The 22,721-nt window shown below is 70.5% G+C and carries 24 protein-coding genes; 8 read left to right on the top strand and 16 right to left on the bottom strand.

The genetic code is table 11. The features are described from left to right. Window positions 1-14 precede the first annotated feature (14 nt). Window positions 15-596, top strand: coding sequence for an isochorismatase family protein (locus IF46_RS0105565; RefSeq protein WP_030487194.1), 582 nt, complete (start codon window positions 15-17; stop codon window positions 594-596). Window positions 597-636: 40 nt separating this feature from the next. Beyond that, on the top strand, window positions 637-1,884 hold the full coding sequence (locus IF46_RS0105560) for an MFS transporter (RefSeq protein ID WP_030487193.1): 1,248 nt from the start codon (window positions 637-639) through the stop codon (window positions 1,882-1,884). 304 nt (window positions 1,885-2,188) lie between these two features. On the opposite strand, the gene ctaD is transcribed toward IF46_RS0105560, so the two are convergent. Together ctaD and IF46_RS0105550 are read right to left on the bottom strand one after the other, a co-directional pair. Further along, on the bottom strand, window positions 2,189-3,949 hold the full coding sequence (ctaD, locus tag IF46_RS0105555; RefSeq protein WP_030487192.1) for a cytochrome c oxidase subunit I: 1,761 nt from the start codon (window positions 3,947-3,949) through the stop codon (window positions 2,189-2,191). Between the two features lie 130 nt (window positions 3,950-4,079). After that, window positions 4,080-5,186, bottom strand: coding sequence for an FAD-dependent monooxygenase (locus IF46_RS0105550; protein ID WP_030487191.1), 1,107 nt, complete (start codon window positions 5,184-5,186; stop codon window positions 4,080-4,082). A 301-nt stretch (window positions 5,187-5,487) separates the two neighbouring features. On the opposite strand from IF46_RS0105550, the gene IF46_RS0105545 reads away from it, so the two are divergent. After that, window positions 5,488-6,612 carry a GH12 family glycosyl hydrolase domain-containing protein gene (locus IF46_RS0105545; protein WP_030487190.1) on the top strand — a complete coding sequence of 375 codons (1,125 nt, stop codon included), beginning with the start codon at window positions 5,488-5,490 and terminating at the stop codon, window positions 6,610-6,612. A 63-nt stretch (window positions 6,613-6,675) separates the two neighbouring features. Here the strand turns inward: IF46_RS0105545 and IF46_RS0105540 are convergent, their stop codons facing one another. From IF46_RS0105540 to IF46_RS0105515, 6 genes are all read right to left on the bottom strand, one after another. Next, window positions 6,676-6,864 carry a hypothetical protein gene (locus tag IF46_RS0105540; protein WP_030487189.1) on the bottom strand — a complete coding sequence of 63 codons (189 nt, stop codon included), beginning with the start codon at window positions 6,862-6,864 and terminating at the stop codon, window positions 6,676-6,678. Beyond that, a complete protein-coding gene (locus tag IF46_RS0105535; protein ID WP_157562621.1) occupies window positions 6,861-7,289 on the bottom strand; it encodes a hypothetical protein in 429 nt (142 codons plus the stop codon). Before IF46_RS0105535 ends, IF46_RS0105540 begins: the two co-directional genes overlap by 4 nt. After that, a complete protein-coding gene (locus tag IF46_RS0105530) occupies window positions 7,270-7,641 on the bottom strand; it encodes a hypothetical protein (RefSeq protein WP_157562619.1) in 372 nt (123 codons plus the stop codon). The genes IF46_RS0105535 and IF46_RS0105530 overlap by 20 nt, the downstream gene beginning before the upstream one ends. Before the next feature lie 224 nt (window positions 7,642-7,865). Further along, a complete protein-coding gene (locus IF46_RS0105525; RefSeq protein ID WP_030487186.1) occupies window positions 7,866-8,828 on the bottom strand; it encodes an N-acetylmuramoyl-L-alanine amidase in 963 nt (320 codons plus the stop codon). After that, window positions 8,828-8,983, bottom strand: a complete 156-nt coding sequence (locus tag IF46_RS34685) for a hypothetical protein (RefSeq protein WP_198041368.1) — start codon at window positions 8,981-8,983, stop codon at window positions 8,828-8,830. Before IF46_RS34685 ends, IF46_RS0105525 begins: the two co-directional genes overlap by 1 nt. 125 nt (window positions 8,984-9,108) lie before the next feature. Continuing rightward, entirely contained in the window at window positions 9,109-9,897 is a 789-nt protein-coding gene (locus IF46_RS0105515; RefSeq protein WP_030487185.1) for an aldo/keto reductase, read from the bottom strand. 127 nt (window positions 9,898-10,024) lie between these two features. Here IF46_RS0105515 and IF46_RS0105510 point away from each other — a divergent pair, with 127 nt between their 5' ends. Next, window positions 10,025-11,215: a threonine synthase gene (locus IF46_RS0105510; protein ID WP_036391219.1), complete on the top strand. Its 1,191-nt coding sequence runs from the start codon at window positions 10,025-10,027 to the stop codon at window positions 11,213-11,215. A gap of 1 nt (window position 11,216) precedes the next feature. Here the strand turns inward: IF46_RS0105510 and IF46_RS0105505 are convergent, their stop codons facing one another. The 3 genes from IF46_RS0105505 to IF46_RS0105495 all read right to left on the bottom strand — a co-directional run bounded on the left by IF46_RS0105505 (window position 11,217) and on the right by IF46_RS0105495 (window position 14,575). Beyond that, window positions 11,217-13,016 (bottom strand): glycoside hydrolase family 15 protein, encoded by a 1,800-nt coding sequence (locus IF46_RS0105505; RefSeq protein WP_030487183.1) that lies wholly within the window; start codon window positions 13,014-13,016, stop codon window positions 11,217-11,219. A 48-nt stretch (window positions 13,017-13,064) separates the two neighbouring features. Beyond that, window positions 13,065-13,457 (bottom strand): cupin domain-containing protein, encoded by a 393-nt coding sequence (locus tag IF46_RS0105500; protein WP_030487182.1) that lies wholly within the window; start codon window positions 13,455-13,457, stop codon window positions 13,065-13,067. Between the two features lie 239 nt (window positions 13,458-13,696). Continuing rightward, window positions 13,697-14,575, bottom strand: a complete 879-nt coding sequence (locus IF46_RS0105495; RefSeq protein WP_036391217.1) for a sulfotransferase domain-containing protein — start codon at window positions 14,573-14,575, stop codon at window positions 13,697-13,699. A gap of 91 nt (window positions 14,576-14,666) precedes the next feature. Here IF46_RS0105495 and IF46_RS0105490 point away from each other — a divergent pair, with 91 nt between their 5' ends. Then, window positions 14,667-15,734: a beta family protein gene (locus tag IF46_RS0105490; protein ID WP_030487180.1), complete on the top strand. Its 1,068-nt coding sequence runs from the start codon at window positions 14,667-14,669 to the stop codon at window positions 15,732-15,734. Between the two features lie 9 nt (window positions 15,735-15,743). Here the strand turns inward: IF46_RS0105490 and IF46_RS0105485 are convergent, their stop codons facing one another. Further along, the gene (locus IF46_RS0105485; RefSeq protein ID WP_030487179.1) at window positions 15,744-16,025 is read right to left on the bottom strand and encodes an adhesin; all 282 of its coding nucleotides are present in this window, start codon (window positions 16,023-16,025) and stop codon (window positions 15,744-15,746) included. Window positions 16,026-16,324: 299 nt separating this feature from the next. On the opposite strand from IF46_RS0105485, the gene IF46_RS0105480 reads away from it, so the two are divergent. Continuing rightward, window positions 16,325-17,041, top strand: a complete 717-nt coding sequence (locus tag IF46_RS0105480) for an MIP/aquaporin family protein (protein WP_030487178.1) — start codon at window positions 16,325-16,327, stop codon at window positions 17,039-17,041. A gap of 66 nt (window positions 17,042-17,107) precedes the next feature. Beyond that, window positions 17,108-18,691, top strand: a complete 1,584-nt coding sequence (gene dacB, locus IF46_RS0105475) for a D-alanyl-D-alanine carboxypeptidase/D-alanyl-D-alanine-endopeptidase (RefSeq protein WP_030487177.1) — start codon at window positions 17,108-17,110, stop codon at window positions 18,689-18,691. A gap of 45 nt (window positions 18,692-18,736) precedes the next feature. Here dacB and IF46_RS0105470 read toward each other — a convergent pair whose 3' ends face one another. From IF46_RS0105470 to IF46_RS0105460, 3 genes are all read right to left on the bottom strand, one after another. Next, on the bottom strand, window positions 18,737-19,063 hold the full coding sequence (locus IF46_RS0105470; protein WP_030487176.1) for a hypothetical protein: 327 nt from the start codon (window positions 19,061-19,063) through the stop codon (window positions 18,737-18,739). Between the two features lie 117 nt (window positions 19,064-19,180). After that, window positions 19,181-20,167 carry a hypothetical protein gene (locus IF46_RS0105465; protein ID WP_232233948.1) on the bottom strand — a complete coding sequence of 329 codons (987 nt, stop codon included), beginning with the start codon at window positions 20,165-20,167 and terminating at the stop codon, window positions 19,181-19,183. 131 nt (window positions 20,168-20,298) lie between these two features. After that, entirely contained in the window at window positions 20,299-20,892 is a 594-nt protein-coding gene (locus IF46_RS0105460; protein WP_030487174.1) for a pentapeptide repeat-containing protein, read from the bottom strand. Window positions 20,893-20,988: 96 nt separating this feature from the next. Here IF46_RS0105460 and IF46_RS0105455 point away from each other — a divergent pair, with 96 nt between their 5' ends. After that, window positions 20,989-22,221 carry a serine hydrolase domain-containing protein gene (locus tag IF46_RS0105455; RefSeq protein ID WP_030487173.1) on the top strand — a complete coding sequence of 411 codons (1,233 nt, stop codon included), beginning with the start codon at window positions 20,989-20,991 and terminating at the stop codon, window positions 22,219-22,221. A 16-nt stretch (window positions 22,222-22,237) separates the two neighbouring features. On the opposite strand, the gene IF46_RS0105450 is transcribed toward IF46_RS0105455, so the two are convergent. Then, the gene (locus IF46_RS0105450) at window positions 22,238-22,702 is read right to left on the bottom strand and encodes a PPOX class F420-dependent oxidoreductase (RefSeq protein WP_030487172.1); all 465 of its coding nucleotides are present in this window, start codon (window positions 22,700-22,702) and stop codon (window positions 22,238-22,240) included. Window positions 22,703-22,721 lie beyond the last annotated feature (19 nt).

Here is a 22,721-nt window from a genome sequence, read left to right as displayed (position 1 = left end):
AGAGGAGACCCCCGATGGCCAACGCACTGATCATCGTGGACGTGCAGAACGACTTCTGCGAGGGCGGTTCGCTGGCCGTCGCGGGCGGCGCGGGGGTGGCCGCTGCCATCTCCCGCCTGCTCGCATCCGAGCCGGAGCGCTGGGCGCACGTGGTCGCCACCAAGGACTACCACGTCGACCCGGGTGCCCACTTCGGTGATCCGCCGGACTTCGTGGAGTCCTGGCCCCGGCACTGCGTGGTCGGCACCAGCGGCTCGGAGTTCCACCCCGAGCTGGACACCGCCCGGGTCGAGGCGATCTTTCACAAGGGCGAGCACGCGGCGGCGTACTCCGGTTTCGAGGGGCACGCCGACGACGGCGAGTGCCTGGCCGACTGGCTGCGCCGGCACGACGTGGACCAGGTCGACGTGGTCGGCATCGCCACGGACCACTGCATCCGGGCCACCGCGCTGGACGCCGCCCGGGAGGGTTTCGCCACCACCGTGCTGCTCGAGTTGACCGCCGCCGTCGCACCGGCGACCACCGACGTGGCACTCCGTGCGATGGAGGGCGCCGGGGTGACCCTGCACGGCCAGCCTGTGATCAGGGCCGCATGAGGCACTAATTGGTTGGCCAAGGGGCTGCCACCGGTCGAAGATGTCGCCGGAGGTACGGACCCACGTGAACATGAAACCTTACCGGCGCGCGCTCGCCCTGCCCGGCCTGCGGTCGCTGCTGCTGGTCGCCGTCCTCGCCCGCATCCCGCTCACCGCGACCGGGGTGACGCTGACCTTCCACGTGGTGCTCGATCTTGATCGAGGCTACGGGGCGGCCGGCCTGGTCGGTGCGGCCGTCACCGTGGGCGCGGCGATCGGCGGGCCGCTGCTCGGCCGGCTGGTGGATCGGCGTGGACTGCGCCCGGTCCTGGTGCTGACCGGGATCGCCGAGGCGATCTTCTGGTCCACCGCGCCTTCGCTGGCGTACCCCCTGCTCCTGCCGGCCGCCTTCGTAGCCGGCTCCCTGGCCCTGCCCATCTTCTCCGTGGTCCGTCAGTCGATCGCCGCGCTGGTCCCCGAGGAGCAACGCCGCCAGGCGTACGCGCTGGACTCCATGTCGGTGGAGCTGTCCTTCATGATCGGCCCAGCGTTGGCGGTGGCCCTGGTCACCGCGATCTCCGCGCAGACCACCATGTACCTGGTCGGTGGCGGCATCGTCGCCGCCGGGATCGCCCTGTGGTTGGTCAATCCGCCGATCCGTGATGCCGCCGAGCCCACCGGCCCGCAGCGGCGAGTGCCGCGCCGGGAGTGGCTGACACCCCGACTGCTCGCCGTGCTGGCGCTCAGCGCCGCCGCGACCCTGGTGCTCGGCGGCACCGACGTGGCGGTTGTCGCCGTCCTACGGGCCAGCGGCGAGGTCGGCTGGACCGGCGCGGTGCTGGCCATCTGGGCGGTCGCCTCGCTGGTCGGCGGTTTCGCCTACGGCGCGGTCCACCGCTCGTTCTCCCCGCTGGCCCTGACCGCCGCCCTGGCCCTGTGCACAATTCCAGTGGGGCTGGGCGGTGCGCACTGGTGGCTGCTGTGTCTGGCGCTGATCCCGGCCGGCGCACTCTGCGCGCCGACCATCGCCGCCGGCTCGGACGCGGTCAGCCGCCTGGTTCCCGCCGAGGTGCGCGGTGAGGCGATGGGCCTGCACGGCTCGGCGGTCACCGTCGGCATCGCGGTCGGCGCGCCGCTCGCCGGGGCGGTGATCGACGCCAGCGCGCCACTCTGGGGCTTCGTGGTGACCGGTGCGCTCGGCGCGCTGGTCACCCTGGTGGTCCTCCCGATCGAGCTACGCCGCCGCCGCAACGCCGCCGCGGCCACCTCGCCACCCGTCGAAGCCGACCTCACCCCCGCCACCCGCTGAAGGCCGCCGCCGCAGCGGAACTGACGGCCGGCGTCCCTTGCCGGTCGCCGCGCGGCGCTCTCTGACCACGACGGCGACGCTGCCTGCGGATCGTGGTGTCCCCCGGGCAGCCGGCAGGCACACATGTTGATGAGCGTGATGTCTGTGAGTCATCACGATGACTCACAGACATCACGCTCACTAGGGACATGGCTTGCCCGGAGCCAGGCCGAGCCGGGCAGGGAGTGACAGTGGCTGGACATGGCGACGGGCACCGCTCCCGGTGTCCCGGGGGCGGCGCCCGTCGTACTGCTGAGTTTGAGCGTCAGTGCCGATCGATGTCGCTGGCGGTGTCCTCGCGGTAGCTGGCGCCGCCGTCCGACTCGCTGGTGAGCGGCTTGGCGCCACCCTCCGGCGGGCCTGCGAGGCTCTGGCCACCGGCGGCCAACTCCGGGAACTTCGCGTCGAAGGCGGGCCGCTCGGAGCGGATCCGCGGCATCCGGTCGAAGTTACGCAGCGGCGGCGGGCTGCTGGTCGCCCACTCCAGCGAGTTGCCGTGACCCCAGGGGTCGTTCACCTCGACCACCGGGCCGGTCTTGTACGACTTCCAGCAGTTGTAGATGAACGGCAGCGTCGAGATACCGGTGATGAACGCGCCGATCGTAGAGATCATGTTCAGCGTCGTGAAGCCGTCGCTGGGCAGGTAGTCGGCGTAGCGACGGGGCATGCCCTCGTTGCCGAGCCAGTGCTGCACCAGGAACGTGGTGTGGAAGCCGATCATGGTGAGCCAGAAGTGCACCTTGCCCAGGCGCTCGTCGAGCATCCGGCCGAACATCTTCGGGAACCAGAAGTAGATGCCCGCGAAGACCGCGAACACGATGGTGCCGAAGAGCACGTAGTGGAAGTGCGCCACCACGAAGTACGAGTCCGACACGTGGAAGTCGATCGGCGGGCTGGCCAGCAGCACACCGGTGAGACCACCGAAGAGGAAGGTGACCAGGAAGCCGACCGCCCAGAGCATGGGCGTCTCGAAGCTGATCTGGCCCCGCCACATGGTGCCGATCCAGTTGAAGAACTTCATACCGGTCGGCACGGCGATCAGGTAGCTCAGGAAGCTGAAGAACGGCAGCAGCACCTGGCCGGTGGCGAACATGTGGTGCGCCCAGACGCTCATGGAGAGCGCGGCGATCGCCACGGTCGCGGCGACCAGACCCTTGTAGCCGAAGATCGGCTTGCGGGAGAAGACCGGGATGACCTCGCTGATGATGCCGAAGAACGGCAGCGCCACGATGTAGACCTCGGGGTGCCCGAAGAACCAGAACAGGTGCTGCCAGAGCATTGGCCCACCGGTTGCCGGGTCGTACACGTGCGCACCGAGGATCCGGTCTGCGGCGAGCGCGAAGAGCGCGGCGGCCAGCAGCGGGAAGACCAGGATCACCAGGAGGCTGGTGACCAGGATGTTCCACGTGAAGATCGGCATCCGGAACATGGTCATGCCGGGCGCACGCAGGGTCAGCACCGTGGTGATCATGTTGACGGCACCGAGGATGGTGCCCAGACCGGAGATGGCCAGACCCATGATCCACATGTTGGCGCCGACACCGGGCGAGTGCTCGACACTGCTCAGCGGCGCGTACGCGAACCAGCCGAAGTCGGCGGCGCCACCCGGCGTGATGAACCCGGCGGTCGCCATCGTGCCGCCGAACAGGTACAGCCAGTAGGCGAAGCTGTTCAGTCGGGGGAAGGAGACATCGGGCGCACCGATCTGGATCGGCACGATGTAGTTCGCGAACGCGAACACGATCGGCGTCGCGAAGAACAGCAACATGATCGTGCCGTGCATCGTGAAGAGCTGGTTGTACTGCTCGGGCGACAGGAACTGCAGCCCCGGTCGGGCCAGCTCAGCCCGCATGATCAGGGCCATCAGGCCACCGATCATGAAGAACACGAACGCGGTGATCATGTACATGATCCCGATCTGCTTCGCGTCCGTGGTTCGCAGCAGCCGCGCGATGGCCGACCCCTTGACCGGCTCCCGGACCGGCCAGGGCCGGGTCACGACCGGCTTGGGTGCGACGGTGGTCACGAGTGGCCTCCGGTTCTCGGTTGTCCCGCTCGGCACACGCTGGTTATCGGCGGGCCGTCATCCGCAAGGAGGATAGTCCCCGGCAGGTCGCAGCGCCGCGTGGGGTGGCGTGACACGATCTACAACGGGGCTACAGCGGGTCGAGCAGTAGGCGGTAGTGCTCGCCGAAGATTCGGCCGCCGCGTCCGCGTAACAACGGGTCGCGCAGCGCCGGCGGCACGTCCCTGGTCCGGTTGCGGTCCCGGGTCCGGTCCCGCACCCATCGGGTACGCGGGCGGCGACGACTCTCGTACGCCACGAGCGCCGCCTCCACGCTGTTGGCGGCGCGCAGCGACTCGGCCAGCACCACGGCGTCCTCCAACGCCATGGCCGCACCCTGGGACAGCGTCGGCGCGGTGGCGTGCGCGGCGTCGCCGATCAGCAGGACGCGCCCCCGGTACCAACGACCCAGCTCCACCTCGTCGGTGATCCCGACGTGCACCTCGTCGAGCGCCGCCAGCACCTCGGGTACCGGGCCGCGATAGTCGGCGAAGAGGTCCCGTAGCCGGGCCAGCGGGTCGGCGGGCTCCTCGGTGCCGGCCTCGTCGGCATAGAGGTGCAGTCGCCCAGCGCCGATCGGCACCATCAGGAACCCGGAGCGCTGACCGAGCAGCGCGGTCCACTCGGTGACAGGTGGGCCGTCGCGCAGGACCGCCCGGTAGACCACCTGCCCGACCGGGCGCGGCGGACCACCGAGCGCGGCCAGCGCACGGACCGAGGAGCGGGGCCCGTCGGCACCGATGACCAGGTCGTACTCCGTGGTGGTGCCGTCGGTGAAGGTGACGCCGACCGCGCCAGGGAGAAGGTTCAGGGTGCGGACCTCGGCGCCGTGCCGGACGGCACCGCCGGCACCGCTGAGCAGCACCCGGTGCAGGTCGGCCCGGGGCAACGCCCGGCATTCGCCGACGCCTACCCAGAGGGCATCGAGGTCGACCTCGCAGAGTTTCGCGCCGGCGGCGTCGAAGAACCGCTGCCGGTGGATCACCTGCCCGATCGGCCGGACCGGGTCGTGCAGATCGAGCCGGCGCAGTGCGCGGGCGGCGTTGCCGGGCAGATAGAGGCCGGTCTCGGTGGACTCCCCCGGTGGCAGCTTGTCGGTGACGTCCGGCCGGAAGCCCGCCAGGCGTAGCGCCCGGGCTACGGCCAGGCCGGCGATGCCCGCGCCGACGACGAGAATGCGCAGGGGGGAGCCACCCATGGTGGTGTACGCCTCCGGAGGGGGAACGGCACGCGTTGGAGGCAACACGCTACTCGGAGCGATCGGTGCACACCAGGCCCAATCGGTCCGCCAACGACCGCTCGTCGGCGGCCCGCACCGCTTAGCTGGCTCTCCTCTTCCAGCCGACCGGTGGGGGCATGGCAATCCTCACAATTCACCAGTTTGACGCGTACGGTTGCGCATCAGTTTCAGACATGTGAATGTGTCGTTGAGCGTGGGAGCGCTCCCGCACTGCCCCACCACATCCGGCGCTCGGGCACGCGCCGAGTCAAGGAGCGTCATGAAACGTCAACTTCGGGCCCTGGCCGCCGCCGGGTTGCTGGTCGCCAGCTCACTGGTGGCGGTGGCCCTCGGCGGCAACGCCTCCGCCGACACCCAGATCTGCGAACAGTACGGCTCGACCACCATCCAGGGCCGGTACGTGGTGCAGAACAACCGCTGGGGCACCACCGCCCAGCAGTGCATCAACGTCACCAGCAACGGCTTCGAGATCACCACCCTGAACGGCAGCAGCCCCACCAACGGGGCGCCCACGGCGTACCCCTCGGTGTTCTTTGGTTGTCACTACACCAACTGCTCCCCCGGAACGAACCTGCCGATCCAGGTGAGCCAGATCAGCAGCGCCACCAGCAGCATCTCCTACCGGTACGTCAGCGGCGCCACCTACAACGCGTCGTACGACATCTGGCTGGACCCGTCACCCAAGCGGGACGGGGTGAACCAGATGGAGATCATGATCTGGCTCAACCGGCAGGGCCCGATCCAGCCCATCGGCTCGGTGGTCGGCACGGCCAACCTGGCCGGCCGCACCTGGGAGGTCTGGCGGGGCAGCAACGGCTCCAACAACGTCATCTCGTACGTGGCGCCGTCGGCGATCTCCAGCCTGAACTTCAGCGTGCTGGACTTCATCAACGACACCCGCAACCGTGGCGCGATCACCAACTCCTGGTATCTGACCAGCATCCAGGCCGGTTTCGAGCCGTGGCAGGGCGGCGTCGGCCTCGCGGTGACCTCGTTCTCGGCAAACGTCAACGGTGGCGGCAACCCCACCACCCCGCCGCCGACGACCCCGCCGCCGACGGGTGGTGCGGCCTGCGCGGTGAAGTACACGGCGAACTCGTGGAACAACGGCTTCACGGCCGACGTGCAGATCACCAACACCGGCTCCAGCGCGATCAACGGGTGGACGCTCACCTACGGCCTGCCCAGCGGTCAGCAGGTCACCAACTCGTGGAACGCCACGGTGAGCCAGAGCGGGTCGACGGTGACCGCCCGCAACGTCGGCCACAACGGGTCGGTCGCACCCGGGGGGACGGCCAGCTTCGGCTACCAGGGCACCCTGAGCGGGGCCTACTCGTCGCCGACCAGCTTCTCGCTCAACGGGGCGACCTGCTCGCGTAACTAACCTGCCTTTGTCGCCAAGCAGGGGCGTGACCGGGAAGGTCACGCCCCTGCTTGGCTGCTCGTCCTACTTGGAGTCGATACCGGCTTCGACGAACTCCCGGATGAGGGCCAGCATCCGGTCGATCATCCGCAGCTGCGTGTCGGCGTCAAGGCCGCTCAGGTCGCAGCGACCAGACAATGCCTCCGGCACCTCCAGAGAAGCAATGACATACGGCCACGAGAGACCGGTGTGGCGGCCGAGGGCCCGCCTCATGGGGATTCTGCGAACGTCCAGGAATCCCCGGGGCCGGCGAACAAGCTTTCACCGGTCGCGAGTTGCAGAGACCAGTGCTCATCGTCGCCGTCGGGGCCGGTGCAGGCGAACAGCAGCAGCCTCAGCCCTTCGAAGCTCAGGGTCAGGTCGAGGTGTCGGGAGACCTCGACGGACTCCAGCCGTCTGCCATCCAACTCGGTGATCATCCGCCCCATATGCTCCCGATCATCTTCGCAGGCGGCGAGGAAGTGTGCGTCGCTCTCGAGCCTCCATGCCGCCATGTCGACGAACAGCAGAGACCGGCCCAACTCGACGCTTATCCAACTTCCACCGAGGGGGCTCAGACGGGCCTCTCGCACCACGGCCCCCTCAAGCTGCATCAGCAATCCCTGCACCTGCCGCTGGTCAGCTTGAGTCAGCGCCACCGGTTCCACACTCCCGCCAACTCCAGGACGCCCCTGGCCCGATATCCAATATTCGCCCGGTGGGTGATCGCAGCGACCACTGCTGCCAGCGGCTAGGGTCGGACCTGGCGGTCACTGGAAAGACGCGCAGCCGGCAGCCGTCGAAGACGAAAGTCGTGTCGAGGCTCGGTGCCTCCACCTGCACCGCGCGGAGAACCTTGCCATCGACAATCGCAACGGCCCGCCGCAGAACGTCTGCGTCGTCACCGGCGCCGACCACCACGTCTGCTTCGGACTCGATCCGCCAGGCGATGGAGTAGACCCGGACATCCCATCGATACGCCCGTGCCTCATCGAGGATGCTGAACAGCAAGCTGTCTCTATCGCGCAAATGTGCGCCCTGAGCGGTCAATCCACGCAGAGCGCACAACTCGGCGAGCAGACCTTGGACGTCAGGCACTCCTCGGACGCCCCCATCCTGCCGAGATCCCCTCGGGTTCCTTGAAGTCGGGGCATCCTCGCACGTGGGACACCCCGACTTCCAGGAAATTGAGTCGATCAAGCCGAGGCGGGCGCATCAGGGTCGAGGTGGGCGCGTCAGACGCGGGTGAGGCGTACGGCGTCGGCGATGACCAGACCCGTGGTGTTGCTCCACCGGCTCACGCCCACCCGGTTGGCGTCCCCGGCCGGCAGCGTGAAGGTGCCGAGGGTGCGCCACTGCCCGCCGGTCGCACGCTGGTCGACGCGTACCGTCTGGTTGCCGGTGCTGCTCGCGACGATGTAGGGCGCCGCGCTGTTGTAGCCGGAGTTTGCCGGCCACCAGGCCTCGACCCGGTAGTTGCCGGTCGCCGGGACGTTGAACCGATACCATGCCACGTCGCTGGCGGCGACCGGGTCCGCGTAGCGGTAGTCGGCGCCGTAGCGCTGGCTGGAGTACGACGACACGCCCCAGTTGGCGCTGGCGGTGAACCGCCCGCTTGTGGTGTTGTCCACTGTGGAGGACCACGCGGTACTGCCGGCCATCCTCGCCGCCACGTCGGCCCGCATCACGTTCAGGTCGATGAACGACGGGTCGATCTTGCCGGTGGTGCTGGTCTCCCGGTGGCCCCGGGCATAGCTGCTGTCCCGGCCGAGGCGGGTGAGCACGGCGGCGGTGGCGGCGAGTGACGCGTCGTACTGCGCGGCGGTCATCTCCTGGTTGACGCCGTTGTAGTCGATCTCCCAACCGATCATCAGGGTGTTGCCATCCCCGGCGGGGATCGGCCCGCTGCCGCCGCTGACCCCGGCGTGGTTGCACCGGCCGGCGGAGATGACGTGGAAGACACCGTGGTAGTCGACGAGCGCCTGGCAGAGCGGCCCGGGCAGGTCGGAGCGGCCGTTGATGCAGATGCCGAGCGCCGGGTGCGGGTTGCTGGCGCTGGAGGTCGAGGCGGTGTGGTGCCAGAGCACCCCGATCGGGTCGAAGGAGCCCGGCCGCATCCGGTTGAGCCAGTCGCCCTCGACCACGACCTGGACCCCGGCGGCACGCAGCACGTCCACGAGCCAGGGGATCGTCGCCATCAGGCGCCCTGGAGCAGGTCGGCGAGGCACTCGGCCTTCGGCGCGGCGCTCGCCGGCGCGGGTCGAGCGGCGAGGGTGGTCAGCGCGGCGGCCACCAGGGCGGGGATGCCGAGCACCCCACGACGGCGCAGACGGACGGACGGGGATCGGGCCATGGCGGTCCTCCAGCGGCGACGGGTTCACACGCATCGACAAGCGTGATGACGGCACGCTATACCGTCATGAGCGTCGATGTCGACACCCTTCACGACCGGGTCGGACCTTGAAGGAATCCGCCGGTTCAGGCGTCGCCGAGTGCGTCGATGTCGCGCATCTCCTCCGCCGTCAGCGAGAAGTGGAAGACGTCGAAGTTGGCGCTGATCCGCTCCGGGGTCACCGACTTCGGGATGACCACGATCTCGTGGTCGATGTGCCAGCGCAGCACCACCTGCGCCGGCGAGACGCCGTGCGCGCCGGCGATCCTGGTCAGCACCGGGTCGCTGAGGTCGCTGGTCTTGAACGGGCTGTACCCCTCCAGCACCACGCCCCGGTCCCGGTGCTCGATGTGCCGCTGCCGGTCGTACAGCGATGGGCTCCACTTGATCTGGTTGACCGCCGGGTTCTCCTCGGTCGACTGGATCAGCTCGTCGATCTCGCCGGTGCTGTAGTTGCTCACCCCGACCGCGCGGGCGAGATCCTCGTCCCGGGCGGCGAGCAGCTCGCGCCAGAGCGGGATGCTCTCCCCCGGTGCCGACGGCGGCCAGTGGATCAACCAGAGATCCACGTAGTCGACGCCGAGCGCCTCCAGGCTGGCCTCAAGCGTCGCGCGCTCCCGGCCTACCCGATCCGGTGGGAGCTTGGTGGTGATGAAGATGTCCTCCCGGCGCAGCCCGCTCTCCCGCACCGCCCGGCCGACCTCCCGCTCGTTGCCGTACACGGTGGCGGTGTCGAGGTGCCGGTAGCCGGTGTCGAGCGCGGCCAGCACGGCGTCGTACCCGGTCTCCCCGGTGGCCTGCCAGGTGCCGAAGCCGAGCAGAGGAATCCGCACGTCACCGGGGAGCAGGGCGGTGGGCTGGTCGGTGAGGTCCATGAGGTCCGTTCTACCCCGCCGCGCGCTCGGCCGCCGAGCAAACCGGACACTCCGGCACCCAGCGGCTGGTCTTGGCCGGTACGCACTGGCAGACTCCGCATCGATGCGGTCTACGGCGAGGAGCGACGTGCACCTGACCCACCTGGACTGCCCGCGCTGCGGTCGGGAGCACGCCGCCGACCAGCTGCAGAACCTGTGCGAGTGCGGATCGCCCCTGCTGGCCCGCTACGACCTGCCGGCCGTGGCGAAGGCGGTCACCCCGGAACGCTTTCCGCTGCGCCCGGCCGACCTGTGGCGCTACCGGGAGCTGCTGCCGGTCGCCGACCCGCGGCACGTCACCACGTTGGGCGAGGGCTGGACGCCACTGCTGCGCGCCCCGGCGTACGGCACCGAGATCGGCATCGCGGACCTGATGGTCAAGGACGAGGGGCTGGTCCCGACCGGCTCGTTCAAGGCCCGAGGCGCGGCGGTCGGCGTGAGCCGGGCCCGTGAGCTGGGCGTCGAGCGGATCGCGATGCCCACGAACGGCAACGCCGGGTCGGCCTGGGCCACGTACGCCGCGCGGGCCGGAATCGGCGCGACAATCGTCATGCCGCTGGAGGCGCCGAGCATCTGCCGGCGCGAGTGCGTCGCCGCCGGGGCCGACCTGCGCCTGATCGACGGGCTGATCGGCGACGCCGGTCGGCGGGTCGCCGAGCTGATCGCGGCGTCGAACGGGGAGATCTTCGACGCCGGCACGCTACGCGAGCCCTACCGGCTCGAAGGCAAGAAGACGATGGGGTACGAGATCGTCGAGCAGCTCGGCTGGCAGATCCCCGACGTGATCATCTATCCGACCGGCGGCGGTGTCGGCCTGATCGGCATCCACAAGGCGCTGCACGAGCTGCGTGAGCTGGGCTGGATCGACGACAAGCTGCCCCGGTTGGTGGCGGTGCAGTCCACCGGCTGCGCGCCGATCGTGCGGGCGTTCGCCGCCGGTGAGGATCGGGCGCAACCGTGGGCGGACGCACACACCGTGGCGTTCGGCATCACCGTGCCGGCGCCGCTTGGCGACGAGCTGATCCTGGCGGCGCTGCGGGAGTCCTCCGGCACGGCCGTCGCCGTCGACGACGCGGACATCCTCACCGACCTGCGGGACTTCGCCGCCCGGGAAGGGCTGCTGCTCTGCCCGGAGGGGGCGGCCTGCTTGACGGCGGCGCGGCAACTGCGCGCCGGCGGGTGGATCCGGGCCGGCGAACGGGTCGTGGTGCTCAACACCGGCGCCGGGCTGAAATATCCGGACACGGTCGACGTCTCTGGCGTACCCGTGGTGGTGTAGCTCAGTAACTGTCCGGCTCGGTGATCCGCCAGGCCGCGTTGATCAGCCCGATGTGCGAGAGCGCCTGCGGGGTGTTGCCGAGCTGCACGCCGGTGGTCAGGTCGATCTGCTCGCTGAAGAGCCCAACGTCGTTGGCGTACCCGACGACCCGGTCGAAGAGCGCCTCGGCGCGCTGCGGCTCACCCGTCATCACCAGGCACTCCACCAGCCAGAACGAGCACAGCAGGAATCCGGCCGGGTCGGTCGTCCAACGCCGCAGCAGACCGTCCTCGGTGCCCAGCTCGCGCTCGACCATCGCGATTGTCGAGCGCATCCGCGGGTCCGTGGCGGGCAGGAAGTGCGTGACCGGCAGGGCGAGCACCGAGGCGTCCAGCTCCGCCGACCCGAACGCGCCGGTGAACGCCCCGATCCGGTCGTTCCACCCCTCGCGCAGCACGGTGTCGCGGATCTCGTCGCGTACGGTGGCCCACCGACCTGGGTCGGCGCGGTCGCCGAGCCGGTCGGCGAGCCCCACCGCCCGGTCCATGGTCAGCCAGCAGGCCACCTTGGACGACACGTAGTGGCGCTCCTCGTCCCGGGTCTCCCAGATGCCCCGGTCCGGCAGGTGCCACGTGGCGGCCACCTGCTCGGTCAGCCCGAGCACCATCTCCCGCAACTCGTCCTCGAACGTCGCGCCGAGGTAGTCGCGCAGCCGCCACACCGCCGCCATCACCTCACCCGGCACGTCGAGCTGCCGCTGCCGCCAGGCGTCGTTGCCGACCCGCACGGGCCTGCTGTCGTGGTATCCGCGCAGGTGGTGGCAGTGGTGCTCGGAGATGTCGCGCTCGCCCTCCAGCCCGAAGAGCACCGGCACGGGCTCATCGCCGAACCGGCCGATCGAACGGGTCACCCAGGCGAACAGCCGGGACGTCTCGTCGGGGCAGGCCGCCACCCAGAGCGCGCGCATCGTCAACGAGAAGTCCCGCAGCCAGGAGTAGCGGTAGTCGTAGTTCCGGTCGCCGCCGATCTGCTCCGGTAACGAGGAGGTCAGCGCGGCGACGACCGCGCCACTGCGGGCGTAGGTGAGGCCGGTCAGGACCGTCGCGCTGTGTCTGACCAGCTCGGGGTAGCGGCCGGAGTATCCGTGCGTCTCCCGGAACGCCTGCCACGCCTGCGTCGTCTCCGCGAGCGTGGTCAACGGGTCCATCCGGGCCGGCGGATCGCCGTACGCCTCGCCGAACGCCAGGTCCAGCCCGATCACCTGACCGGCGGAGACCTCGAACTCGTGGGTCACTCGGTCGGTGCCCGCCCGCAGGTGCAGACCCCCGGCGCGCAACACCAGCACCACCGGGCCGGCGCCGGCCAGGACCCCGCCGTCCGGCTGCTCGTGCAGGTACGGCGTGAGCAGGCCGTACTCCGGGCGGGGTGCGAAGTCCAACGCCATCCGCACCCGCCCGGACAGACCCTCGACCACCCGGATCAGCACGGCCGGTGAGTTCTTCCCCAGCTCGTGGGCACGGGCACCGACCTCGGCGGCGAGTGCGTCGGTGACCGCCACGCTGCCGTGCGGGGTGTGGTGCACAGTGCGCAGCACCAACGTGTCCGGCAGGTACGCGCGCTCCACCCGGTGACCCGGGCCGCCGACACCGACCGGTGCCAGCCGGAAGTGGCCCGCTCCCGGGTCGAGCAGCCGCGCGAACACGGCCGACCCGTCGAACCGGTGCGGGCACCACCAGTCGATCGAACCGTCCTTGCCGACCAGGGCACCCGAACGAGAATCCGAGAGGAATCCATAGTCGGAGATCGGCGGCTGCTGCTCCACCCGCCGGGGGTACCCGCATCGGCCCGGATCAGACAGCCGCCGACCGGCTCACGCGGTCGGTGGCTCGTCCTTGCCCGCCTCCTCCGCCGCGTCGGCCTCTTCCTTGGTCTTGTGTACGGCCTTGTCGGCGTGCTCCGGCGGCCCGTAGACGGTGTACAGCACCAGCGGGTTGGGCCCGGTGTTGACGAAGTTGTGCTTGGTGCCGGCCGGCACCACGACCAGGTCACCCGCGGCGACCTTCCGCGTGTTGCCGCCGACCTTGGCCTCGCCGACGCCACTGACGAAGGTCAGGATCTGGTCGATGCCCTCGTGCACCTCCTCGCCGATCTCCCCATCGGCGGGGATGGTCATGATGACCAGCTGGGTGTGCTCACCGGTCCACAGCACCCGCCGGAAATCCGGGCTCTTTTCGGCGACAGTCGCGATCGTGAAATGTTCCATGCCCACGCTCTTACCCCGTTCGGCAGCGCGCCACGCCGGGACTCGCAGATGGTGGAACTCCTCACGGTTGGCAGGTTTGGATCTGCGCTGACCGGGGATCGACAACGCTGACCGGAGCTAACGGCCGGTCGAGCCAGGTCCCCGCCGGCGTACCGCCGAACGGCTGCGGTGGTGGGAGACGGCCAGAGCACGGCGACGTTCCGACCTCGGTCGAAACGGCGCCGTGCGCTCTTGTGTGCCTAGCGGTGTAGCCAGGTGAGCAGGTCGGGTGGGGCCAGCGCGGCGGCTCGTTGCTGGTAGCTGGCTTGCGCGCCAGCGTCCAGCAGGTCGCGGCCCTGGCCCGAGCCTCCTCGACGGAAGAACGCCTGCCGGTCCCGCAGCACGCCGAGCGTGTCCGGTGCCAGCCGGTCGGCGCGCTCCCGCATGCGGCCGAAGGTGGCCGCCTCGACCAGCTCCGGCCCCGGGGCCGCGAGGCCCCACCGGTCGGCGAGCCGGCGCATCTCCCCACCCAGGTCGGCCAGCAGGTCGTCGTAGTGCACCAACTCGACGTTCGGCTCGTGCCGGCGAGCCCAGGCGTCACCGAGGTGCAGCAGCACCCCGGGGAGCGAATCCAGCTCGGCACGGGGGTCCACCTCCCGCTCGACCCAGCTCGGCAGCCACTGCTCGATCGGCGGACGTTCGCGCGGTGGCCCGGCCGGGACGGGCTGACCCGTCAGCTCGGCGAGGCGCGTCCGGTCCAGGTTGCCGGTCTGGTGGTAGAGGGAGACCGCCATGTCCAGCGGGTGCCGGGCCACCACCACGTAGTGCACCCGAGGGTCGATCGGCACCCCGTCCAGCGGAGTGTGTGTCTTGATGAACCGCCGGTGCGGCGCAGCGGCCAACCGGTCGTACACCGCCTCTCGGGGCTCGGCCAACCAGTCCAGCCACGGTGACAGCACGGTCAGCGGTGCCGGCAGCTCCGGGGTGCCCAGCACCAGGAGCGCACAGATCATCTGCATCCAGGTGGTGCCACTCTTGGACCGGGTGCTGATCACGATGTCGCCGTCGCGGAACGGAAAACCGATCCACCGCGCGCTGTCCTCGTCCTCGGATCGGTACCGGTGAAGTGGCGTGGGCATCGGGGCATGGTAGTCGCCGAACCGACAGGCGGGCAGCCGATTTCCGGCTTACATCCTTGGGACATATGCGCATGCCTGGCTAGATTGAACTATGGTGCCCGCCCACGGGGGCCGGGCGACGGCACCGGTCTACCGCCCCATCCTCGCCAACCGACGAGGCGAGCTGGAGGCCCTGAGCCACCTCGACCCCGCGTACGCGGCACTTGTCGCCCCGATCCTGGAGATCGGCGCGGTCGACAGGTCCATGATGGACGCCGTTCGCCGGCTGCCGCCCGGGTTGTTGCCCGCCATCGACGTCAGCGCGCTGCCCGACATCCCCGAGGCGGAGCTGACCCGCTGGGGCGTACCGGTGGTGCCGGTGATCGGGCTCGCGGAGAGCGACCACCGGCTGGTCGCGCACGGCATGGCGGCGCGGGCGTACGGCCGGCGCGCGCTCATCCGGCTGCGGGCCGGACAGGACCGGGCCGGACCGGACGCGAGCACCACCGCCGTGGAGCGGATCTGGCGGTTCATCGACCTCGCGCCGGAGGAGTGCGACCTGCTGGTGGACGCGGGGGACGTGTGCTGCCCGGCGGACGTGCGGGCCGCCGAGCCGCGGGTGCGCCACCTGCTGGACTGGGCACGCCGGCACGCCTGGCGGTCGGTGACGGTGGCGTCGGGCGGAATGCCGCCGACGCTGTCCCGGCTCCCCACCGACGAGCCGATCCAGCTGGGCCGTTGGGACTGGCAGCTGTGGCGACGACTGGCCGACGCCGGGGTCGATTACGGCGACTACGGCGTCCACCCGGCCTTGCCGGGCACCGGTGACCCCGGCGACCGGTTGCCGACGGTGCGATACACCGACGACGGCAGTTGGTGGGTCTACCGCTGGGCGCGACGCGGCGGCCGGGGCGACGAACGGTTCGCCGACCTGTGTCGCACGCTGGTGTCGGCGCCGCACTGGCCAAGCACCGGGGCGGCCTTCTCCTGGGGTGACCACGAGTTGCTGCGCCGGGCCCGCCGGGGCGCCGGCGCCGGCTCGGCCGCCAACTGGGCGGCGTGGAGCACCTCGCACCACCTGGCGTACGTGCTCGCCACGCTGTTGCACCCGGCCGGCGGCGTCGCGCCGAAGTGGCACCCCGGGCAGGGTCCGCCCCCACGGGGGCGATCCCTGCGGTGAGGCCGGGCCCTACTGCTTCTCGGTGAAGCCGAACTGGATGATGCCCTCGTCATCGACGGTGGCGTCCACCGACGCGTCACCGAGCAGTTGGGCGGCGTCCTCGTCCAGGAAGATCCGGGCACCCTGGTTGTCGACCACCCGATCGCCCTGCACCGGCTCGGGCACCAACTCCACGGTGAGCGAGCCGGCCTCGGTGTCGGCGGCAATGCGTACCCCGCCGTCCTGGGCGACGTCCTGCTGGTTGGCGAGGTCACGAATGACGAGCACGGCGTTATCGGTCATGGTGAGCATGTGTGGAACTCCTCGTGGATTCTCGGCTCGCGGTCGGATACCGCGCGGACCGGACAGTCGGCCCGCGTTCGAGCACACGTGGGAGGCGACAGAAGGGGCGAACGGTCATCGCCGTCGCATCGAATCGGGGCAGCTGACGGCCCCGCCACTCCCCACCGTGCCCGCTGACCGACCATCCGTCAAATAGAGCCAGGTCAGTGGAGAGCGGTGGACGCCGGGCAACCCTCGGCACCGTTCGTCACACTGGCCACAGAGCGCATTCCGCCGACGACCACCTGACCTGCGAATACGCTGAGTGAATGAGTGACTTCCGTCGGTACGCGGCCGAACTCCTCGGCACACTGCTGCTGGTGCTCTTCGGAGTGGGCAGCGCGGTCGCCGCGCGAGTTCAGGGCGGCGTGGTGGTGGTGGCGTTGGCCTTCGGGTTCGTGATGGTGGCCCTCGTCTACACGATCGGCCCACTCTCCGGCAGTCACGTCAACCCAGCGGTGACGCTCGGTGTGCTGCTCTCGGGAAAGATCTCGATACTCGGCGCGGTGGCGTACTGGATCGCGCAGTTCGTCGGCGCGACACTGGCCGCCTTCGTGCTCTGGGCGCTGACCCGCTGGGGTGACGTCGCGGACCAGACCGGGGCCCTCGGCACGAACGGTTACGGCGCGCACATCAACCGGGGCGGCGCAGCCGTGCTGGAGGTCGTGCTGACCTTCCTCTTCGTGCTGGTCGTGCTGGTGGTGACGAGTCGGAGCGAGAATCCGGGCACCGCCGGCCTGGCGATCGGGTTGGCTCTCGCCGCGACCCAACTGGTGGGCGTGACGCTTACCGGCGCGGCGGTCAACCCGGCCCGCGCGTTCGGCCCGGCGGTCTTCGAGGGCGGCGTGGCCCTACGGCAGCTCTGGGTGTTCATCGTCTTCCCGCTGATCGGCGGGGCGCTGGCCGCACTTGTCGCGCCAATGGTCATGGGGGCGCAGCGGCACTACTGGGGTGGGCACGAGAAATCGGTGGGCAAGCCGAGCTAGCCGAGGCGGCAATATCTTTCGGCCGAGGGCCTTCTCGGGCGAATATCTCCGTGGCAGCATCAGCGCATGCATCGCCGTCACTTTCCCCGGGCCCTCGCGCTGCTCGCGCTGGTCGCCACCGCGGCCACCGCCGCCGCACCCGGTGCCACGGCCGAGTCGCCCACCCCCGCGACGACCCAGCTACGCGCCACCATCGACACGATCCTCGCCGACACCCGGCTGACCGGCGCGCAGGCGTCGGTGGTCGTGGTCGACACCAGCACGGGACAGACGCTCTACGACCGCAACGGTGACCGCCGGCTGGTCCCGGCGTCCAACACCAAACTGCTGACCTCGACGGCAGCCCTTGAGCTGCTCGGCCCGGGGCACCGCTTCACCACCGACGTACGCGCCAGCGGTAAACGCCGTGCGGGCCTGCTCACCGGCAACCTCTACCTGCACGGCGGGGGCGACCCGACCATGCTCGCCGCCGACTACGACGCGCTCGCCGCGCAGGTCGCCGCCGACGGCGTACGGGTGGTCACCGGAAACCTGGTCGCCGACGACACCCGCTACGACCGCACCCGACTCGGCCCCGACTGGACCTGGGACGACGAGCCCTACTACTACGCCGCCCAGGTCTCCGCGCTGACCGTCGCCCCGGACACCGACTACGACGCGGGCACCGTGATCGTGCACGCCGCACCGGCCGACCGGGCCGGGGCCCCGCCGGTGGTCACCACCACCCCACCCACCGGGTACGTCCGCGTCGACAACCGCGCCCAGACGGTCAGCGAGGGCGAGACCTCGATCTCGATCGAACGCGAGCACGGCGGCAACACGGTCGTGGTGACCGGCCAGATCGCCGTCGGCGACGAGCCCGCCAGTGACTGGGTGACCGTCTGGGAACCCACCGGCTACGCGGCCGACGTGTTCCGGGCCGCGCTGCACCGGCACGGCGTCCGGGTGCTCGGCCGGACGGTGCTCGGTCAGCCCACACCGGAGACGGCCCACCCGGTGGCACGACATGACTCGATGAGCCTGGGTGAGCTGATGACGCCGTTCCTGAAGCTCTCGAACAACGGGCACGCCGAGGTGTTGACCAAGGAGATCGGCCGGGTGCTCTCCGGCTCGGGCACCTGGACGGCCGGAATCACCGCGATCAGCGAGTACGTCGCCGACACCGGAATGGACACCGGGAAGCTGCGCCAGCGCGACGGCTCCGGGCTGTCCCGGCGCAACCTGGTCCCGGCGGCGGAGTTCGTCGACCTGCTGAGCGCCGTCCGCACCGAACCGTGGTTCACCACCTGGTACGCGGCGCTGCCGATCGCCGGGCAACCCGAGCGGTTCGTCGGCGGCACCCTGCGCAGCCGGATGGCCGGCACACCGGCGGCGGGCAACGTGCACGCCAAGACCGGCAGCCTGACCGGTGTCTCTGGGCTCTCCGGCTACGTCACCAGCGCCGATGGTCGCCTGCTGGCGTTCTCCATCCTGCTGAACAACTACCTGACGGCGTCGGTCAAGCCGCTGGAGGACCAGATCGCCGTAGCCCTGGCCGGCTACCGCGAGGGGCCGGTGACCACGGCACGGGTGGCACCAGCGGCAGCGCCGGAGACGCCTCGCACGCCAGAGGGCGTCGAGTGCTCCTGGGTCAAACCGATCACCTGCTGAGCGGCGGCCGGGAGGCGCGGGTGCGCCTCCCGGCCCGGCGAGCGCTCAGGCCGGACGGTCTGGTGGGGGGACCACCGCCGTCGGATCACCACGCTCGATGAGCGCGGCGATCTCAGCAGCCCGCAGCCCGCGCAGCGCCAGCACCCGGGTGCCCCAGCGGTGCAGGCGGCACGGGTGCGGGCTGGCATCGTTGCGGCAGACCATTCCCCCGGACCACCGCCGGGGGGCGTGCACCACCACCGCCCGTACGGCGAACTGGGTGTCCTCGCCCGTCACGTACGGCGGCAGGGGGATGTCGCGAAGAACCTCCCCGGACTCACCGGCACCGGGCGAAGCGGCTCGACGGACGCGGTGATCGGTGCTGCTACTCATCTCCGCTGCCTCCACACTGGATGGTCGGATGGGGACAGCAGAAAGTTACGACGTCATCGACCGTCCGCGACGGACAAACTGTCCCGCTGTGCAATCGCGCAGCGCCCGGTTCTTCAGTCAGCGCACCGTCACGGCCTGGAGCCCGACGTTGCCGCAGTGCGGCGTGAAGGTCTTCTCGACGGTCCAGTTCAGCAGCAGCCGGGCACCCTTCGGCAGGGTGAAACGGATGGTGAACTGGGCACTCTGACTGGTGTACGGGTCTTCCAGTCGAGCGGTGCTGGCGGGCCCACCGGTGGAGAGCCGCGCTTCCAGGCGGCCCCGAGCCATCCAGATGCCGCCGTATAGCTGGACCGTGCGCGGCTCGCCGCTGCCGGCGACGGCGAGGCTGAACCCGTTCCCGACACCGCAGGTGTAGACGCCGTTGGAGCTGCCGTGCGTCGACCGCTCCGGCGAGCCGTCGGACCAGCGGACGTACTCCTGGTTGCCGTCCCAGCCGACCCGCCGGCCGGCGCCACCGGAGTCGATGATCTCCCCGGAGCCGGAACGCTTGCGGATCGTGGACCTGCCGCCACGCTCACCCCAGTGCATCCAGTCCCGGGTGCCCACAGCGGTGAGGTCGACGGCGGCGGGCATCTCCCCGCGGCTCACCGACAGCGCCGGCGAATCGGGCTTGGCCGGCGGCGGGGCGGGCGGCACGCTGGCCGACGGTGTCGGGTCCGGCGAGGGCGGGCGCTGGCGCGGACGCAGGCCCGGCATCGCCGGCCCCGCCTCGCCGGTGCGCCCCTCAGCGGCCGGGAGAACCGGGAAACGGCCAGGCCCCTGACCTGCCTGGTCATCGCTCGGCTCCCGACCGGACCGACTACCGAGATAAGAGATCAACACCACCAGGCAGGCGAGTACGGCGACCCCCTCCACGGCCCAGCGTCGCCGCTGGCGGGACCGGGCGACACGGCGCAGCATGCTGCGGGTGCCCCCGGCGGTGATGGCACGCGGACGGTGCCTCGGCGGCGTGTCGCCAGCACTCGATCCAGCCCGCGCGCGGTCTTCGTCCGCCACCGACCCCTCCAACTCCACCGCCCGGCCGTCCTGGACCGCCGCGGACAACCACAACGTCCACTGTGGGCCCTTTCACGTACGCGCGGGCGTGACGACACGCTAGATCCGGACGGCCGGACGTGTCCAGCCCACAACGGGACGCAGCCGGTGAACTGGCTCGCTCAGACGGCCTTCTCGCGTCAGCCGACCCGGAAGCCGAGCAACTGCGCGATGACCATTGCCTGCTGCACGTCGATGATCGCGCCGGCCCGCTCGACGACCGTCGGGTCGAGCGCGGTGAGATCGCTGCCCCGCAGGTCGGCGCCGCCGAGCCGAACGTTGATCAGCTGCGCGCCGGAGAGGTCGACACCGGTGACCGTAGCGCCGGTGAGGTTGGCCCTGGTCAGATCCACCTCGCGCATGCGTACCCCGGTCAGCCGGGCACCCCGCAGGTCGGCACCGGGCAGCGCGGCGAAGGACCAGTCGCCGCCGTCTACCGTCAACGGACGCAGATCGCACTCGGTGAAGGTGCTGCCGACCAGCTTGCAGCCGGTGAACTCGGCCTCGAAGAAGTTGCACCGTCGGAAGACGCAACGGGTGAAGGCGGAGTCGACGTGCCGGGAGGCGTTGAACGCCACGTTGCCGAAGGTGCACCCGGTGAAGACCGCCCCTCTGGTCACCGCCTCGGTCAGGTCCACCCCGAAGAACTCGCACCCCACGAAGTGCCGGTCGGTCAGCTCCTCGCCATACCAGTCTTCGTCGCGGAAGGTCACGTCCTCGGTCAACTCCGGCATCCGGCCAGGCTAGTGGGCCCCGCCGACAGCCAGCGGCCGGCGGGCCGGCGCCGACCCCCTTCCGGTGGTGGCGTACCGGCGAGTAGTTTCGGCGGCGTGAGCGTGGCGCGGAGCAAGGACCCGGATCAGATCGGTTTCGACCCGGCGCGGCTGGCGCGGATCGACGAACACTTCGGCCGGTACGTCGACGACGGCCGGCTGGCCGGCTGGCAGGTGGTGGTCACCCGGCGCGGCGAGGTGGCGCATTCCTCGACGTACGGGCTGCGCGACCGGGAGTCGGGCGCACCGGTCGAGGCCGACACGCTCTGGCGGATCTACTCGATGACCAAGCCGGTCACCTCGGTCGCGGCGATGATGCTGTGGGAGGAGGGCCGGTTCGAGCTGACCGACCCGATCAGCCGCTGGCTGCCCGAGTTCGCCGACCTGCGGGTCTACTCCAAGGGGTCGGCGCTCAAGCCGTTCACCGTGCCGGCGATCGAGCCGATCCGGGTCTGGCACCTGCTCACCCACACGGCCGGCCTGACGTACGGCTTCATGCAGACCTCGGTGGTCGACGGGCTCTACCGGGCCGCCGGCTACGACCTGTACCCGCCGGCGGACGTCGACCTGGCCGGTGCCTGCGCGGCCTTCGGCGAGCTGCCGCTGCTGTTCCAGCCCGGCACGGCGTGGGGCTACTCCGTCGCCACCGACGTGCTCGGTCGGCTCGTCGAGGTGATCTCCGGGCAGAGCCTCGACGCGTTCTTCGCCGACCGGATCTTCGGCCCGCTGGGCATGACCGACACCCGCTGGTGGGTCGATGGCGACGAAGCCGATCGGCTGGCCGCGCTCTACGTACCGGAGCCGCGCAGCGGCCGGGCGGTCCGCTACGACAGCCTCGGGTCGCTCGCGTTCAGCAAACCCACGCTGCTCTCCGGCGGGGGCGGTCTGATCTCCAGCGCCGCCGACTACCACCGCTTCACGCAGCTACTGCTGCGCGGCGGCGAGCTGGACGGGGTGCGGCTGCTCGGGCCGCGCACGGTGCGGTTCATGACCCGCAACCACCTGCCCGGCGGGCAGGACCTGGGCACCCTCTCCACCGGCGGCTTCGCCGAGTCGACCCTGGACGGGATCGGCTTCGGCCTGGGCTTCGCGGTCACCGACGACCCGATCCCCAGCCGGGTGCCGAGCAGCGTCGGCGAGTACTACTGGGGTGGGGTGGCCAGCACCGCGTTCTGGGTGGACCCGACCGAGGAGATCACCGCGCTGCTGTTCACCCAGCTGATGCCGTCGAGCACCTACCCGCTCCGCTCCCAACTGCGCCAACTCGTCTACGCCGCCCTGGTCGACTGACCGGCCCCCGGAACGGTCAGTCGGCGAGGCGGGCGGGGAAGCCACCGGTGGCGATCGGGCCCCAAGCGTCGATGGTCACCCGGATCAGCGACTTGCCCTGGCGCACCATGGCCGCCCGGTAGTCGTCCCAGTCCGGGTGCTCGCCGGAGATGCTGCGGAAGTACTCGACAAGCGGCTCCAGAGCCTCCGGCAGGTCCAGCACCTCGGCGGTGCCGTCGATCTGCACCCAGGGGCCGTTCCAGTCGTCGCTGAGCACGCAGGCCGAGACCCGGGGGTCGCGGCGGATGTTCGTCACCTTGGCCCGCTCCGGGTAGGTGGAGACGACCAGTCGCCCCTGCCCGTCGATCCCCGCGGAGACCGGGGAGGACTGCGGTCGGCCGTCGGCCCGGGTGGTCATCAGCACGACGCGGTGTCGCGGCCGGAGGAAGTCGATCAGGTCATCCCGGTCGACCCGGGTGTTCCGTGCGATGCTGCGCGCCATTCGTCGTTCCTACCAGGGC

The sequence above is a fragment of the Micromonospora chokoriensis genome (genome assembly GCF_000718555.1).
GTDB classification, from domain to species: domain Bacteria; phylum Actinomycetota; class Actinomycetes; order Mycobacteriales; family Micromonosporaceae; genus Micromonospora; species Micromonospora chokoriensis_B.
The sequence above is the reverse complement of the archived record's forward strand: the minus strand, read 5'-3'. Positions and strand labels throughout refer to the sequence as shown.

Bases quoted from the DNA above. Each gene is read 5' to 3' on its own strand.
- IF46_RS0105540 (WP_030487189.1), bottom strand. From the start codon at position 6,864: ATGAGGCGGGCCCTCGGCCGCCACACCGGTCTCTCGTGGCCGTATGTC.
- IF46_RS0105545 (WP_030487190.1), top strand. From the start codon at position 5,488: ATGAAACGTCAACTTCGGGCCCTGGCCGCCGCCGGGTTGCTGGTCGCC.
- IF46_RS0105560 (WP_030487193.1), top strand. From the start codon at position 637: ATGTCGCCGGAGGTACGGACCCACGTGAACATGAAACCTTACCGGCGC.
- IF46_RS34685 (WP_198041368.1), bottom strand. From the start codon at position 8,983: ATGGCCCGATCCCCGTCCGTCCGTCTGCGCCGTCGTGGGGTGCTCGGC.
- IF46_RS0105525 (WP_030487186.1), bottom strand. From the start codon at position 8,828: ATGGCGACGATCCCCTGGCTCGTGGACGTGCTGCGTGCCGCCGGGGTC.
- IF46_RS0105490 (WP_030487180.1), top strand. From the start codon at position 14,667: ATGGTGCCCGCCCACGGGGGCCGGGCGACGGCACCGGTCTACCGCCCC.
- IF46_RS0105495 (WP_036391217.1), bottom strand. From the start codon at position 14,575: ATGCCCACGCCACTTCACCGGTACCGATCCGAGGACGAGGACAGCGCG.
- IF46_RS0105470 (WP_030487176.1), bottom strand. From the start codon at position 19,063: ATGAGTAGCAGCACCGATCACCGCGTCCGTCGAGCCGCTTCGCCCGGT.
- IF46_RS0105450 (WP_030487172.1), bottom strand. From the start codon at position 22,702: ATGGCGCGCAGCATCGCACGGAACACCCGGGTCGACCGGGATGACCTG.
- IF46_RS0105485 (WP_030487179.1), bottom strand. From the start codon at position 16,025: ATGCTCACCATGACCGATAACGCCGTGCTCGTCATTCGTGACCTCGCC.
- IF46_RS0105515 (WP_030487185.1), bottom strand. From the start codon at position 9,897: ATGGACCTCACCGACCAGCCCACCGCCCTGCTCCCCGGTGACGTGCGG.
- IF46_RS0105480 (WP_030487178.1), top strand. From the start codon at position 16,325: ATGAGTGACTTCCGTCGGTACGCGGCCGAACTCCTCGGCACACTGCTG.
- IF46_RS0105500 (WP_030487182.1), bottom strand. From the start codon at position 13,457: ATGGAACATTTCACGATCGCGACTGTCGCCGAAAAGAGCCCGGATTTC.
- dacB (WP_030487177.1), top strand. From the start codon at position 17,108: ATGCATCGCCGTCACTTTCCCCGGGCCCTCGCGCTGCTCGCGCTGGTC.
- IF46_RS0105550 (WP_030487191.1), bottom strand. From the start codon at position 5,186: ATGGGTGGCTCCCCCCTGCGCATTCTCGTCGTCGGCGCGGGCATCGCC.
- IF46_RS0105460 (WP_030487174.1), bottom strand. From the start codon at position 20,892: ATGCCGGAGTTGACCGAGGACGTGACCTTCCGCGACGAAGACTGGTAT.
- IF46_RS0105565 (WP_030487194.1), top strand. From the start codon at position 15: ATGGCCAACGCACTGATCATCGTGGACGTGCAGAACGACTTCTGCGAG.